At 69.9% G+C, this 14,477-nt stretch carries 12 protein-coding genes; 6 read left to right on the top strand and 6 right to left on the bottom strand.

All coding sequences use genetic code 11. From position 1 onward, the window contains the following. Positions 1-66: 66 nt before the first annotated feature. A complete protein-coding gene (locus ACLQ2S_RS24825; RefSeq protein ID WP_155221960.1) occupies positions 67-582 on the bottom strand; it encodes a hypothetical protein in 516 nt (171 codons plus the stop codon). 289 nt (positions 583-871) lie between these two features. Between ACLQ2S_RS24825 and ACLQ2S_RS24820 the strand changes: the two genes are divergently transcribed. The 4 genes from ACLQ2S_RS24820 (at position 872) to ACLQ2S_RS24805 (ending at position 7,269) form a co-directional block, all read left to right on the top strand. Beyond that, positions 872-1,840 (top strand): PrgI family protein, encoded by a 969-nt coding sequence (locus tag ACLQ2S_RS24820; RefSeq protein ID WP_425703245.1) that lies wholly within the window; start codon positions 872-874, stop codon positions 1,838-1,840. Further along, the gene (locus ACLQ2S_RS24815; protein ID WP_425703243.1) at positions 1,837-3,657 is read left to right on the top strand and encodes a VirB4 family type IV secretion system protein; all 1,821 of its coding nucleotides are present in this window, start codon (positions 1,837-1,839) and stop codon (positions 3,655-3,657) included. The genes ACLQ2S_RS24820 and ACLQ2S_RS24815 overlap by 4 nt, the downstream gene beginning before the upstream one ends. A gap of 20 nt (positions 3,658-3,677) precedes the next feature. Then, positions 3,678-6,167 carry a type IV secretory system conjugative DNA transfer family protein gene (locus tag ACLQ2S_RS24810; RefSeq protein WP_425703266.1) on the top strand — a complete coding sequence of 830 codons (2,490 nt, stop codon included), beginning with the start codon at positions 3,678-3,680 and terminating at the stop codon, positions 6,165-6,167. A 211-nt stretch (positions 6,168-6,378) separates the two neighbouring features. After that, positions 6,379-7,269, top strand: a complete 891-nt coding sequence (locus tag ACLQ2S_RS24805) for a replication-relaxation family protein (RefSeq protein ID WP_425703241.1) — start codon at positions 6,379-6,381, stop codon at positions 7,267-7,269. Between the two features lie 91 nt (positions 7,270-7,360). Here the strand turns inward: ACLQ2S_RS24805 and ACLQ2S_RS24800 are convergent, their stop codons facing one another. The 4 genes from ACLQ2S_RS24800 to ACLQ2S_RS24785 all read right to left on the bottom strand — a co-directional run bounded on the left by ACLQ2S_RS24800 (position 7,361) and on the right by ACLQ2S_RS24785 (position 11,083). Next, positions 7,361-7,996 (bottom strand): hypothetical protein, encoded by a 636-nt coding sequence (locus tag ACLQ2S_RS24800; protein WP_425703239.1) that lies wholly within the window; start codon positions 7,994-7,996, stop codon positions 7,361-7,363. 338 nt (positions 7,997-8,334) lie between these two features. Further along, positions 8,335-8,568, bottom strand: a complete 234-nt coding sequence (locus ACLQ2S_RS24795; RefSeq protein ID WP_425703237.1) for a hypothetical protein — start codon at positions 8,566-8,568, stop codon at positions 8,335-8,337. Between the two features lie 432 nt (positions 8,569-9,000). After that, the gene (locus ACLQ2S_RS24790) at positions 9,001-9,696 is read right to left on the bottom strand and encodes a DUF6461 domain-containing protein (RefSeq protein WP_425703235.1); all 696 of its coding nucleotides are present in this window, start codon (positions 9,694-9,696) and stop codon (positions 9,001-9,003) included. 76 nt (positions 9,697-9,772) lie between these two features. Continuing rightward, positions 9,773-11,083 (bottom strand): hypothetical protein, encoded by a 1,311-nt coding sequence (locus tag ACLQ2S_RS24785; protein WP_425703233.1) that lies wholly within the window; start codon positions 11,081-11,083, stop codon positions 9,773-9,775. A 910-nt stretch (positions 11,084-11,993) separates the two neighbouring features. Here ACLQ2S_RS24785 and ACLQ2S_RS24780 point away from each other — a divergent pair. Both ACLQ2S_RS24780 and ACLQ2S_RS24775 read left to right on the top strand, forming a co-directional pair. Next, a complete protein-coding gene (locus tag ACLQ2S_RS24780; protein ID WP_425703231.1) occupies positions 11,994-12,806 on the top strand; it encodes a hypothetical protein in 813 nt (270 codons plus the stop codon). A gap of 395 nt (positions 12,807-13,201) precedes the next feature. Further along, entirely contained in the window at positions 13,202-14,005 is an 804-nt protein-coding gene (locus ACLQ2S_RS24775; RefSeq protein ID WP_425703229.1) for a hypothetical protein, read from the top strand. A gap of 39 nt (positions 14,006-14,044) precedes the next feature. On the opposite strand, the gene ACLQ2S_RS24770 is transcribed toward ACLQ2S_RS24775, so the two are convergent. Beyond that, entirely contained in the window at positions 14,045-14,467 is a 423-nt protein-coding gene (locus tag ACLQ2S_RS24770) for a hypothetical protein (protein WP_425703227.1), read from the bottom strand. Between the last annotated feature and the right edge of the window lie 10 nt (positions 14,468-14,477).

The raw sequence follows: 14,477 nt of genomic DNA, 5'->3' as shown, positions 1-14,477 counted from the left end.
TTCAGATAAAGCCGGCACACAACCACGGTGGGGCTTCACCAAGGTCAAGCGGCAGGCAAGTCTGCCCTACAGCAGTTGGTGAGCAGGTGCGATCGGCTTCAGCCGGAACGAACCCGCGACCTTTTGCCGGTAGATCTCCTGCGTAGCGTCGTCCCAGAAAGCAGCAGCGTCCGCTGGGACCACGCCGAGCGGGGGCCTGCCCGAGGCGCAGCCAGTTGTAGACGGCATCGGCTGGGATAACCGGCGGCGGCCTGTTTGACGCTGACCTCGCCGTCTCGGACGGCGACGGTGCGCGGCCCTACCGGACATTCCCAGGTCGGCGTCGACCACGACGATCTGCTCGGCCAGCCACCCGAACTCGGCGGCGGTGCCGACCAGGCCGTACTGCCGCTGGGCCGACTCGGTGTTGAACCGCATCTGCGCCACCGTCGACTGCCGCACGTACACGATCGCCAGCCGCGACAGCTTCAGCTGCTGATCTTCGCCGTCGGGTTCACCGGCGGCTGGCCCGCTGCCGCGCAGCAACGACTCGACCATGTTCGCTACCGCCATCACCGCCTGGCGACGATCCCGCCCAGACATCTACTCCCGCTCCCCGACGGTCACCCCGTCATCCCACGAGTCGGCCGACTCCACCGACGGCGCCCCGGCAGGGGCGATCGCATCGACCAGCGACCGCCTCGCGGTCAAGCCACCGACCGCGAGGCGGTCGGTCGAGGCCGGCACGCCGCGGTCGGTCCACTCCTGAGCCACGGTGACCCGCCGCCTCCCTCAACCTCGCACACGACGAACAGCCCAGTGCGCTTGCGCTGCGAGAACAGCACGGCCAAGCGCTGAGCTTTCAATGGATGGAAAGGGTGAGTGATTATCAATGAGTCCGAAGAGTGCCTTGACTGACGAGCCGTATAGGGCAAGGGTTCCCGCCGACGTCGACGCACCGGACAAAGTTTTGTATGGCCTGACCTTCCGGCAGCTGGCGATCCTCGCCGTCGCCGCCGTGGTCTTCTACGGCGGCTGGCGGTCGCTGCACACCCTGCTGCCCGCCGCGCTGCTGATCGGTGCCGGCGTGGTGCTCGGCGGTCTGGTGTTCGGCCTGGCCGTCGGGCGCCGCGATGGGCTCCCGATGGACCAGTGGCTGCTCGCCTCGATCCGCCACCAGCGGGCGCCGAAGGCGTTGTCGACCACCGACACGACCAGCCGCCTCCCCGACTGGGTGGACGCCACGGCCGGGCGGATGCCGCTGCCCGCCCCGCTGCGGCTGCCGGCGACCGCGATCGCCGACGACGGCGAGATCGCCCTGCCCGCAGGGCCGGCGGCGATCGTCGCGGCCACCACCGTCAACCTCGCCCTGCGCACCCCCGGCGAGCAGCAGGCCCTGGTGGACACGTTCGGCCGCTGGCTCAACAGCCTGTCCACGCCGACACAGGTGGTGGTCTCCGCGCAGCCGGTCGACCTGGCCAGCCACGCCACCGGCCTGGAGGCGACCGCCCACCGGCTGCCGCACCCAGCGCTGGAGGCCGCCTGCGCCGACCACGCCCGCTTTCTCGATGACCTCGCGCACCGACGTGATCCGCTGCGCCGGCAGGTCCTCATCGTCACCCGCGCCCACACCGGCGGGCGGGGCGGGCACGCCGCCCGCCGCCGCGCCGACGACACGGCCCGGTCGCTGTCCGGGCTCGGGGTGACCACCCGAGCCCTGGACGGCGACGCCGCGACCGCCGCGATCGCGGCCTGCGCCGACCCGTACCGGCCGCCCCGCACCGGCGGCCTCGCCGCCCCCGACACCGTCATCACCGCGCCTGCGGCGAGCAGGCAGAAACCCCGAAGGGAATCATCATGAACTGGAGACTGCCCGGCCCGACGGCCCGAGGCCGTACGGTCGCTGCGGCGCTGCCCCCCACCGGAGGTGTGGCGGGGGTGGTGGCGCCGGCGTCGGTGGAGGTGACTCCCCGTTTCCTACGGGTTGGCGACGGGTACGCGGCCACCCTGGTGGTCACCGGGTATCCGGCCGAGGTCGGGCCGGGCTGGCTGGAGCCTTTGCTGGCCTGGCCGGGCCGGCTCGACCTCGCTCTGCACATTGACCCGCTGCCCGCAACGGTCGCCGCGTCCCGGCTGCGCACCCAGCGCGCCCGCCTCGAATCGTCCCGCCGGGCCGGCAGCGAGAAGGGCAAGCTGTCCGACCCGTACGTCGAGGCCGCCGCCGAGGACGCCGCCGACCTGGCCGAAAGGTTGGCCCGGGGCGCGGCGAAGCTGTTCCGCGTCGGCCTGTACCTGACGGTGCACGCCCGCACCGAGGCTGAGCTGTTGGAAGCGTGCGCGCAGGTGAAAGCCGCCGCCGCCTCCACGCTGCTGGAGGTGCAGCCGGCGACGTGGCGGCACCTGGCCGGCTGGACCACCACCCTGCCCCTCGCGACTGATTCGCTGCGGATGCCGCGCACCATGGACACCCAGGCCCTCGCCGCGGCGTTCCCCCTTGCCAGCCCTGATCTGCCGGCGCCGCTGCCGGGTGATCCGCCGGTCTGCGGCGGGGTGCTCTACGGCGTCAACCCCGCCTCCAACGGGATCGTCTGGTGGGACCGGTGGAGCCAGGAGAACTACAACAGCGTCGTCCTCGCGCGGTCGGGGGCCGGCAAGAGCTACTTCGTGAAGTTGGAGGTCCTGCGCAACCTGTACCAGGGCGTCCAGGTCGCCATCGTGGACCCCGAAGACGAATACTCGCGGCTCGCCGACACGGTCGGCGGCACCGTGGTCCGGCTCGGCATGCCCGGCGTGAAGATCAACCCTCTGGATCTGCCGGTCGGGGACCACCGCCCGGATGTGCTCACCCGCCGCGGCCTGTTCCTGCACACCGTCATCTCCGTGCTGGTCGGGCACCCGCCGCCGCCGGCGGAGCGGGCCGCACTGGACCGGGCCATTCTGGCCGTCTACCGACGGGCCGGCATCACCGCCGACCCGCACACCCACACCCGCCCGGCACCGCTATTGAGAGACCTGGTGGGTTGCCTGGAAGCCGACCCGGAGCCGGGCGCCACGCAGCTGGCTGCCCGACTGGCCCCGTGGGTGCACGGCAGCTTCGCCGACCTGTTCAACGGCCCCACCACCCACACCCCGATCGGACACCTCGTCGTGTGGAGCCTGCGGCACCTGCCCGACGAACTCCGCACCATCGGCACCCTGCTCGCCCTGGACCACATCTGGCGTCAGGTCGACCTACCCCGCAAGCCCCGGGCGGCGACACCGCCGGTGCGCCGCCTCGTCGTCGTGGACGAGGCGTGGCTGCTCATGCGCGACGGCGAGGGCGCGAGGTTCCTGTTCCGCATGTCGAAGGCCGGCCGTAAACGGTTCGCCGGCCTCACCGTCGTCACGCAGGACGTGGCGGACGTGCTGGGCACCGACCTGGGCCAGGCGGTGGTGTCCAACGCCGCCACGCAGGTCCTACTCAAGCAGGCCCCACAAGCGATCGACGCGGTCGGTGACGCGTTCGGCCTGACCGGCGGGGAACGGCGGCTCCTGCTCGCCGCCCGCCCTGGACAGGGGCTGCTCATCTGCGGCGTCGCCCGCACCGGTTTCGAGTCGATCAGCTCCGAGCAGGAACACGCCGTGTGCACCACGACCCCGGCCGAGCTGGCCGACCACGACGAGGAGGAACAGCTGTGAACCCGCCGATCGGCGCGCTGATCCGCACGCGCCTGTCGGTGCCCAGCCCCACGGCCGGGCCGGGCACCGACGTCATTACGCCACCTACCGGAGCAGGCGACGCCCTGGTCGACGTCGCCGTGTGGGCCGCACAGCGGCCGTGGCTGGCGGCTGTCGCCGCGGGTCTGCTCGCCGTCGGGATCGCAGCCCGCAACCTGGTCGAGACCTGGCGGCACCACCAGCACGCCCACGGCGCCCGCCTCGTGACGATCGCGCCGCCGCCCGAGGTGGATCCTCACAGCGCCGCCGCCCTGTGGGCGAACCTGGCCGGCGTGCTGACCCCGTCACGGCGGCGGCGCCTGCTCTGCGGCGCCCCGCACGTGGTGTGGCAGTACACCTGGTCCGGCCGGCAGCTGCTCATCTCGATCTGGGTGCCCGGCACTGTCCCACCCGGCGCGGTCGAGGCGGCGGTGCGGGCCGCGTGGCCCGGCTCGGCCACCACCACCGACCCCAACCCCCCACCGCCGATCCCACTCAACGCGCGGCCCGCCGCCGGCGGACACCTGCTGCCCGTACACCCCGAGTGGCTGCCCCTGGCCACCGACCACGACACCGACCCGCTGCGCCCGCTGATGTCCGCCGGGGCCCAGCTGAAACCCGGCGAGTACGCCTGCGTGCAGGTCCTCGCCCGCCCGGCCACCCCACGGCGAGCGGCACGCGCCCGCCGGGCGGCCGGGCGGCTGCGGGCCGGCAAGACCGCAGCCACGGCGGTCAACCCCGCCGCGCCGCTGCTGTGGCTGCTGGAGACGTTCCTGCCCGGCAGCGGCGGCACCAGCCGCCCCACCACGCCCGCCGCCCGGCGGGATCCCACCATCGACCGGGACGTGCGGGCGATCCTCGACAAGACCGCACACCCGCTGTGGGCCACCGGGATCCGGTACGCGGTCGCCGCCACCACCAGCCGGCGGCACGGCGCCGACCCGCGCGGCCGGCTGCGGGGCATCGCCGACACCCTCGCCTCGGCCTTCGCCATCCACACCGGCCGCAACCGACTCACCCACCGCACCCGCATCCGAACGCCGGTGACCGTCCTCGCCGGCCGGCGGCTCGGGCCGGGGTTTCTCACCAGCACCCCGGAACTCGCGGCCCTCGCGGCACTGCCGCGTGACCTGGCCGTGCCCGGCCTGGACCGGGCGCGGGCCGCCTCCATGCCGGCCCCGGTCGCCGTCCCCGGCGGCGGGCGTGGGGTGAAGATGCTCGGCGACGCCGAGATCGGCGGCCACAGCGTCGGGCTGTCGGTGCCGGACGCGAGGTATCACCTGCATGTGATCGGCTCCACCGGATCGGGCAAGACCACCCTGCTGGTCAACATGGCCCTCGACGACATCAAAGCCGGCCGGGGCACCGTCGTCATCGACCCGCACGGCGACCTCGTCCTGGACATCCTCGACCGGCTCCCCGCCACCGTCGCCGACCGCGTCGTCCTGTTCGACCCCGACCAGGACAACCCGCCAACGCTCAACCCGCTCGAGGGCGACGACCCGGACCTGGTCGTCGACAACCTCGTATCGATCTTCGGGAACATCTTCGCCAAAGCGTGGGGGCCGAGGATGGACGACGTCATGCGGGTGGCCTGCCTGACCCTGCTGCGCCACCACAACGTGACCCTGCAGCACATCCCCCCACTGCTCAACAGCCCGCAGTTCCGGTCCGCGATGACCGTGGACCTCGACGACCCGGCCGGGCTCAGCGGCTTCTGGCAGTGGTACGACAGCCTCAACGACAGCCTCCGCTCCCAGGTCATCGGCCCCGTCCTCGCCCGCCTGCGGGCCTTCCTGCTGCGGGACTTCGTCAAACGCACCATGCGCTACCCGAAGTCGAGCTTCGACATGGGGCGAGTGCTCGACGGCGGGGTGCTGCTCGTCCGCATCCCCAAGGGGGTGCTCGGGGAGGACACCAGCCGGCTGCTCGGCTCCCTCGTCCTCGCCCAGGTGTGGCAGGCCGCCACCGCCCGCGCCGGCGTCGCACCCGAGCGGCGCCGCGACGCCAGCCTCATCATCGACGAGGCGCAGAACTTCCTCACCCTGGCCAACTCGCTGGACACGATGCTCGCCGAAGCCCGCAAGTACCGGCTGTCCCTCGTACTCGCCCACCAGGACCTCGCCCAGTTTCCCCGAGACCTGCTCGCCGCCGCGTCGGCGAACGCCCGCAACAAGGTGTACTTCACGGTCGCGCCAGAGGACGCCCGGCAGCTCGCCCGGCACACCCTGCCCGAACTCGGCGAGCACGACCTCGCCCACCTCGACGCGTACACCGCCGCCGCGCGCCTGCTCGTCGACGGCCGCCAAACCCCGGCGTTCACCATGCGAACCCGGCCGCCGAGGCCGGTCGTCGGTGAGGCGACCGCGATCCGGCAGGCCGCCGCCGCTGCGGTGCCCGCCCAGGACACCAGCGCCGTCGACGAACTCGTCGAGCGACTCAGCCGCACACCCGACCAGCGGCGTGCCCGCCCGAAGTCCGGCCGCCCCTGACTGTCTCCGCCAGCATGGTGGCGTCATCAGGGTCGCGCACCGGCTCGCCACCGGGCTCGTCGCCCATCACAGGCGAGCACCTCCACCACGGTGCTGACCTGGGCTGTCAGTGCCGCACACACCCCCTGACAGACCCTGCCACCGGCCTCTCCCTCGCCAGACACCCCTCCCGATCGGGAGGGGAACCCCACCCTGCCTAGGAGCAACCGTCGTGTACTCCCGTGTTCCCTCCGCCTCCAGCAAACCGGACCCGCTCGCGGTCTTCGGTCGCATCGTCCCCCGCGACCACGCCCTGCTGGCCCTGCTGGCCGAGCACTACCTGCTGTCCACCGACCAGATCACCAACGCCTTCTTCGACAACCGACGCACCGCCCAACGCCGGCTCACGATCCTGCACCGCCTCGACGTGCTGCACCGCTTCGGCCGCAGCAGCCACACCGGCCGCTACGGCCCGCTGCTCTACACCCTCGGCCCCGTCGGGCTGCAACTCCACCCCACCGCCTACCACGACCCGACCGGCAGCGGCGGTAAGCCGCCGCGCAGCTCCCTGGAACGCGCCAAGCGGATCGCCGCCAGCGGACAGGTCAACCACCTGCTCGGCGTCAACCAGTTCTTCACCGACCTGATCGCCACCGCCCGCCGCACCGGCGGTGCCCAGTTGTCGCGCTGGTGGTCCGAACAGCACGCCACCACCGTCTACGCCCAAGCCGGCATACGCCCCGACGGCCACGGCGTGTGGACCGTCGGCGACACCTCCACCGGCTTCTTCCTCGAGCACGACAACGACACCGAAAACCTGGCCCGGGTCGTGGCCAAACTGCGCGGCTACGAACGCCTCACCACCTTCGGCCCCCGCTACCCCGTGCTGTTCTGGGTACCCAGCCCACGCCGCGAGGCCAGCCTCCTCGGCGTGCTCGCCGGACTGCGAACCGCCAGCCCGATCGCCACCGCCGTCCACGGCCCCGACCCCGCCGGCCGAGTGTGGACCCTCGTCTCCGACCCCACCCATCGCAGGCACCTCCACGAACTGCCCTGCGACCACGGACCTGACACCGTCACCAATCCACAGCGCTTCGATGACCCCGTTTCCGGTAGCGAGTGAACCCGCTTACGGCACCTCGTCATACTTCTTTCAGAACTGTGCCCGAAGCTTGTGCCGCACGTTTTCACTCAGGTCGAATTCACCACGGCGATCAGATAAATCGGTCAGCAACGCCTTGTCGAAGTCGCGGAATCGATGGCTTCCCATCTTCAAGTTCAGCCAGGGCCTCCGCAGTGGCAGACTTGCGGAATGCTGTCAGGACATTCATGACCACGGAGTCGATCTGTTCGGCAAGTTCGACAGGGTCCTCATACCCCGGCGTGACCTGTGGCTCGCGGCCGGTGGTCGCGCTGTAGACGATCACAGGCGACGGCCGGACCGCAGGTGAACTTCCCAGTTCGGCGAGGTCCCTGGGCGTCGGCCTGACCTGCGGTTTCCCGGCTGGCGGCACAACCGCCACCAGCTGCGAAACCGATGGCGGCGGCATTTCGACCTTCGCCACCGTCTGGTCAACAGTCTCCGGAGACAGGATCTCAATTCCGTCGGCTGCCCGAATGAGATGCCTGCTCTGCTGGCCGTCCATGCCGAACCGGCCAAGCCGCAACTTGGCCTTGGGCAACTCGCCGATGCGCTGCTGCTGGAGATCGGGCACGCCGTCCTTGGCTGAGTCGTACCAGTGCACCCTCAGCACAGACAGCTCCGAAATCCTCTCGGCCTGCCTGACAAGCGCGTCGATCAGCGGCGCGTAGCCGACGTGAACCCCGCTGCGCAGCGACGTCCCGGTCACTCGGACAGCTGCGGAACTAAGCATGTAGCCGGCATCCACGTAGAGGGAACACATAGACCTCATGGTTCCCAGGATGTCACCACCTTGGCTGATCGCGGAGACACGTCAGGGACTTCTTCTTTGTAGGCCATGAGTCGCCGTACACGCCGAACGCGGCCCCTCGGGTCTGGACGCGCACCACGCGCCGCATGACCACAATCGCTCGCTGGACGTACGATCCGACGGCAGATGCGGTCGGTGGCGCCGGTCGGTGAACGGGAGGCTTCTCACGGAAGCTGAGACGGGATACCTATCCTGGCCGGCACTTTGGCTGGCTGCGGCACAGCCCTCCGTTCGCCCTACTTCCTGTTCCAGACCGCATTCTGATCGGTGCTCGGGTCCTTCATGGTGAGGTTCGTGCCGTCGGCGCTCAGCGTTCCGTCCAACGAGTACTTAGTCATGCCGCAGTCGAACTCGAACCGGTACGCCCGATCGCCCTGACTCTTCGTGGCGCCGGTGCATGAGATGCCCACGCTGGCCGACAGCGAACCATCGTCCCGTACTGTCATCGTCCGCGAGCTGTTCTCCGCCATGACCCAGGTACCGGCGATCGGCGGTCTGTCATCACTTCCGCAACCAGTCGCGAATAGGGCCACACCGGATACCAGCCCAGCCAGCCTCCAGCGAAATTGCACGCTATCCCTCCCCTGTCGCGAGCCTAACGTCTGCAGGTAATAGGAACCAGACAGGGCAGCGGCAAGGCAAGCAGTTGCCCGCAGATGGCCGCCCACCCGGCAGAGGATTCCCGATCACCTCCCGAGCCTTCCTCAGCGGCCATCACGCGGATCCCGCCGGCCGAGTGTGGACCCTCGTCTCCGAACCCGGCTACCGGCGCTACCTGCATGAGCTGCCGTGCGACCACGGACCCGACACGGTCACCAACCCACAGCGCTTCGACGACCTCTAGACCCCCAGCAGGTCGACCCCGTCGGGCGATCGCGTGATGACCCGGACAGCGGGTGCTCCTATTCGCGTTCCTCGGTCCGCCCTTCCATCTGCGCCCGAGGTGGGACGGACGCGGGGCTGGGGAGCAGGCGCCCGGGCGGACGGCGGCTGGTGGTACGCGGGCGGCTTCGCGAGGAAGATTCCCCGCTGGTCACAAGAGCTGCGGTGAGTAGCGGCCCGTCGACGGTGCGGGAGTCGAGCGCGGCACCGATGTGTGCCGCAACCACCTCCAGGACCGACATCAGCCGCGAATGCGGCGAAGGACGTGTGGCGAGGTGAACCTCGACAGCGTCCCACCAGGGGTGTGGTGGTTGAGGCTTCGTGACGGTCATGCCGGGCTCGAAACGCTCGACGCGTCGACCGTCACGCCAGTGGGCGAAGCTGTTCATGCCGTCGGCGCCGCGCAGGACGCTGAGGGTCTCGGTGCCTTCGGACAGGGTGGTACATGTGCCGGACATGGCGCCGGTGATGCCGTGCTCCTCGAAACAGAACGACCACATGCCCAAGGAACCGGCGCGCAACATCGACCCTTCCTGCGCGGTCTCGGCGTACAAGGAGTTGGCCTCGTCGCGGTTGAGCAGGCGGGCGACTCGCGGGTCCGCGCCGTATCGCGCGAGCACATCTGGGGCCGTGATGGCCTGGGTGAATGTCACACACCACATGACCAGGCGTGGATCCTCGGCCCACGCCCACTGTCCGGCCGTCGTTTCACTCATGTACGTCTCCTGCGCTGTCCCACGGGGGCCGGGCGGGGCCGGAGGCTTCTTCGGGCCCCGCCCGGCCACGTCTTCGTCAGCTCACGGCGTGGACGTCGAACTTCTCGGTGTCGAGGACACGCTGGTTCCTCACGAAGGCACCGTACTTGCCTCCGGCGGAGGAGTTCGCGTCTACGTCAACATGGCCGCGCACGCACGGCTCGTTGAAGGTCACCGGCTTGTCCGCCCGAGCCTCGTAGAGCACCCACTGACCGTCCTCGTACAGCGGGAGGATGTCCGCGCACAGCCGGCCGTCCGTTCCTCCCTCATACGTGCCGGCGAAGGGGAACTCGTCGCACGAGTCGTTCGGGACGTACTCCGGCATGAACACGAACGGGTCGCTGCTGCCGGCACCGCAGGTGCGCTCCCGGTTGGCGTCCCGGATGGCCTCGCTGTCAGTCCGGCTCAGCGGCGCCCAGCCACGAAGGTACGCCTGGGCGAACTGGTAGAGCGCGGCGGCTTCGCCGTGGTTCGGATCCGAGACGGAGTACTCAAGGATCGCCCGCCGTTCCGGGATGACGCAGCCGGGCGTGCTGAGTTCCGCGTCGCAACGGATCGGCGCTTGGACGGGGCTATCCCAGTAGACGTTCGGCGTGGTAGGGATGCTGCCCGCAGTCGTAACATACATGTGGTACTTGGTCTGGATGTTGGTGTCCCGCGCCCCGGAGGCCACGGCGCTTCGGTACGTGACCGTGCCGGACGCCGAAGCGCCAGGACCGACATTCCGTGATCCAGGCCAGGGCCGGTTGGTCGTCGCGGAGCAGGTCGAGGTGCAAGCAACATCGAAGGCGATGTCCAGGCTTTTCACCTCCCCGCTCACACCGGTCACCTTGACAGTGACCGACTCGTTCCACGCGGCGCTGCTCTGGCTAAGGGTCATGCTGGTGGCGACGTTCATAACGCCGGTGCCCAGCACCGCACCCCTGTCGCTGTACAGGGTGTAGGTGACCGTCATGCCATTCAGGCACAGGCCGCTGGTCCGCGTCCACGTCCAGTAGCCGGGCAGGGTGATGTCGCAGGCCTCGTTGGCGGCGGCGGTGCCCGCCGAGCCGGTACGGCTCACGGCCTGCGGTGTGGTGTCGACGCAGGATTTGACCGCGCCACCGACAGCGGCGCGAGCGGCTGGCGCGATGGCCGTACATGACTGACCAGTTCGGACTTCTTGCTGACCGCGCCCGACTTCCGTACGGGGAAGGTCAGCGGGGGTGATGGTGGCGATTGCCTGGTGCCGGCTGTCGGCCCGTGGACTCTGGTCCGCGCCGACAGATTCGGCTGCTTGCGCTGGTGCGCCTCCGGCGGCGATTCCGCCGCCCACCACCAAGATGAGGAGGCGACTGACCCACTTCATCCGACGAGCATCACTCAAGGCTACCCCTCCGTCTCTTTGGGTTACGGGAGTGTGGAGGCTACCAAGAAATCAACAGATGCATTGGTCCCGATATTGTCAACAAGTGACAATTGATAAGAATATTTACATGATGGCGATGAGGGACCCCTCGGATGCCGCCAAAAGTCCAGCTACAAGGGGAACGTCAGCCTGTGAAACGGGATCTCGTGCGAACTCAGTGATGGTCGTCACTCGCGCCGTCGGGTAGTCATAGCCTCCCGGGGCCGCGCTTTCGAGTGAGAGAGGGGTGCTCCGATGTCGTCCAGGCCATCCAGCCGGAGCGGGACGCGAGGTTGACCAGTTAGACGTCGAGGTCCGCGACCGCATCCGCCGGACGGAGAACGCCAACGGTCGCGCGAACGGCTTTCACCTCCAGGAAGACCTCACGACTCCGCCCCAAGGACCCCCGGTCTGCGCCATCCACCTGGCGCGGTCACCCTGCCGCGCCTGTCAGCATCCAAGGTCACTTGTGAGTGTCGGGGGAGCCTGACGAGGATCGCGTCGACGACGGCTCACAACGGGCCGGAATGTCTCACAGCGCAGGTCAACCGCACTACTGACGATCGTCGGCGCGGGCGGCGCTGACAGATCCGGCCGCTACCGTCATCGGCACCACCTTCACCCACATATCGCTGCACCGGTCCGGTCCCGCCTCGGGAACCACCGCCGCACCCGACGGTGCGCTCCGCCCACCCGCCTTTTAGGCCGGTCGGCGCCCGCGCCGCGCGGCGACTCCCAGGTCGCACCGCACCACCAGCACCCGATCCCCGCCGCACGCATTCCTGTGCGCCCTGTGAGCCGCCCATGTACCCGGTGGGCCGGCCGCTTCCGCGTGCCCACAGCACGCCCCACCTGAAGGAGGATTCCGACGATGACCGCACCCAACGGTGCCGCGACTCCCCTGAGCCGCTACGGCACCCGCGTGCCGACGGTGTCGCCCCGCAAGGGACGCACGAGCGCTCCGACGCCCACCGCCACCACTGGTACCACGGCCGCCAGGCCGGTGGTCACGCCGACCGCGACGATCAGCACCATGGTCGTCTGCCTGCCCGACGGTCTGCCGTCGCAGGCGCTTACCGCCACCCAGCTCGACCGGCACTTCGGTGTGTCCGGTGCCCTGCAGCCGCGGTTCTGGGCCAGCCCGAGCATGTGGCTGTGGCAGCGCGGCCACCTGGTCGCGCCCCGCAAGGGACGCCCGGTGTACTGCGCCGGCGGACCGGTCAAGCTGCTCGACCTCGCTGCCATGCGTCACGCCGCCGGTGTCGGCGCGGGCATCCGCCACCAACTGTGGCAGCGGGTCGTGCACGGCACCCGCCCGGCCACTCCGTGGCCGACGCTGCTGGCCCGCCACCTGGCGGATCCCGCCCGGTACCCGCGTGAGCGGGCCGTGGCGGACTTCCACCACCAACCCCGCGTCAACGCGATGCGGATGCACAACGCGGCCAGCCACGGCGGCGGCTACCTCAGCGTGGGAGAGCTGGAGATGTTCCAGGCGGGCCCGATGGCCTACCAGCACTACAGCGCCAGCACGGCAGTGTGCGGCGACGCCCTGCTCACCCCGGACGGGCACAAGCTGGCGCCAGCGAGCGACGCCCTCACTCACCGGGTGACCTACCTCGAGCAGGCCAACCGGTACCTCGACACCGTCGAGGCCGACCAGCGGCTGATCGCCGTCGCCCTGTAGCACCACCTGGACCGGAGCCGGTCGGACATCGCCACCCATCTCCTCTTCCTGAGGGAATCGGACGGCGGACCCGACCGGCCCGACCACATCGCCCGCGCCGCCGCCGGGCGTCGCACCGACCCTGAGCAACGGACGCAGGCCCCGGCCCACGGTGCCGTGACGTACACCCTGCCCGGCTAGCGCGGCCGGACCGCCACCGCAGGTTCGCCGCCCGTCAGCACGGCCGTCGTACCCATCTCCGCCCCAGAGGCCGTGAACCAGGACTTGAGCGGCCGTGGTGACCGCATGCCGCCTGTCGGCGCGGCCTGGTGCCCCGGGTTGGGGCGACGCACAAGCCCGGCCAGCACGACGGCCGACCTTTCCCTCTTCCCGCCATCCAGTGGAGGTGTCTCGCCATGTCCCACCGACTGTGGTTCCGCATCGACGACGTCCTGCCCCTCGCCGAGCACGCCGCCGCCACCCGCGCGCACCGCCCGACCCGCCAGCAGTACCGGGCCGGCCTGCCGGAGCAGGCCGCACTCATCTGGTCCCACGACACCGACGGCGACTGGCTGTCCTCCAACGGTGTCCCCCGCTGGTACGACGCCGACGGCGCCCACCACCGCGTCCTCGCCGAGACCTGGACCCACACCGCCACCGGCGCCACCGGTAACCCGGTTCCCGCCGACGACGGCCACGGCTTCCTGCCCCTGCGCACCGCGCACCGCGACGGCCGCCGTGACCTGCTCGACCTGCTCCGCTACGCCCGCCAGCAGGGGCTTCCCTGGTTCGGACTGCACCCGGACCCGGCCCGCGACAGCACCAACGACCGCTACGGCATCTTCCGCAGCCGCGGCGACATCACCCCGCCGCTGGCCACGTGGACCCCGGCGACGGTGACCTGCGACGTCGTCGGCGGCGGCACCTTCCGCGCCATGGTCGCCGTCGGCTACACCACCCTGGGCCGCACCGGCGTGCTGTGCCGCTTCCCTCGGTACGCGGTGCGGCGCATGGCCGCCCACCTCGACGCCCTGCACCCCGGTGACATGCCTGGTGAGCATCCCCGTCTGCGGTTCGACGGCGACGAGGTCACCGTCGAGTGGGAAGACGACCACGGCCTGGGCAGCCGCTGGATCGAGCATGACCGGGTCGCGCCGGACGGCAACGGCTGCTACGCCGTCGGCGCCTACCAGTGGCCCTGGAACCTCACCACAAAATGAGCTAGCCGAAAATGAGTGGATCACCGAATCCGACAGTCTTTAGCTGATTTCCGATGCTGACTCTTCCTGACCGTCATTCGCTGGCGCTGGTTTCGGAGTCAGTAACGCAATCAAATTCATCATGAGTGAAGCCACGATTGGCAGGGCGACAAGTAGTACGAGTGATACATCAATTGAGTTCTGGACGGTCCCGCCTGCACCGTCCGGCACGGAGAGCCCGCGCAGCCGCCGCAAGCAGTGGTACTCAGCGACGACGAGCCAGATCATCACGCCGCCCCAAGCTGAATATCCAACAATAAGCGTGGCCAACTCCAAGAACCAGGCATGCTTCGCGGTCTCTCTAGTCCACGGCTGAGTAAGCGGAAATTTTCGAAACATCGCGCGGAGTTCAATCACTCCGGCTAGCGCGAAGACGGGGATCGTCTGGGCGCCGGTTGCAGCGAGGGTTTCGGACATGGCCATGACGGTTGAG

Source organism: Micromonospora sp. DT48 (genome assembly GCF_049844495.1).
Taxonomy (GTDB): domain Bacteria; phylum Actinomycetota; class Actinomycetes; order Mycobacteriales; family Micromonosporaceae; genus Micromonospora.
Note: the sequence above shows the minus strand (reverse complement) of the source record. Positions and strands in the feature narration are given on the sequence as shown.

Excerpts from the sequence above, each read along its gene's own strand:
- ACLQ2S_RS24825 (WP_155221960.1), bottom strand. The coding sequence starts at position 582 with ATGTCTGGGCGGGATCGTCGCCAGGCGGTGATGGCGGTAGCGAACATG.
- ACLQ2S_RS24820 (WP_425703245.1), top strand. The coding sequence starts at position 872 with ATGAGTCCGAAGAGTGCCTTGACTGACGAGCCGTATAGGGCAAGGGTT.
- ACLQ2S_RS24815 (WP_425703243.1), top strand. The coding sequence starts at position 1,837 with ATGAACTGGAGACTGCCCGGCCCGACGGCCCGAGGCCGTACGGTCGCT.
- ACLQ2S_RS24795 (WP_425703237.1), bottom strand. The coding sequence starts at position 8,568 with ATGGCGGAGAACAGCTCGCGGACGATGACAGTACGGGACGATGGTTCG.
- ACLQ2S_RS24790 (WP_425703235.1), bottom strand. The coding sequence starts at position 9,696 with ATGAGTGAAACGACGGCCGGACAGTGGGCGTGGGCCGAGGATCCACGC.
- ACLQ2S_RS24785 (WP_425703233.1), bottom strand. The coding sequence starts at position 11,083 with ATGAAGTGGGTCAGTCGCCTCCTCATCTTGGTGGTGGGCGGCGGAATC.
- ACLQ2S_RS24780 (WP_425703231.1), top strand. The coding sequence starts at position 11,994 with ATGACCGCACCCAACGGTGCCGCGACTCCCCTGAGCCGCTACGGCACC.
- ACLQ2S_RS24775 (WP_425703229.1), top strand. The coding sequence starts at position 13,202 with ATGTCCCACCGACTGTGGTTCCGCATCGACGACGTCCTGCCCCTCGCC.
- ACLQ2S_RS24770 (WP_425703227.1), bottom strand. The coding sequence starts at position 14,467 with ATGGCCATGTCCGAAACCCTCGCTGCAACCGGCGCCCAGACGATCCCC.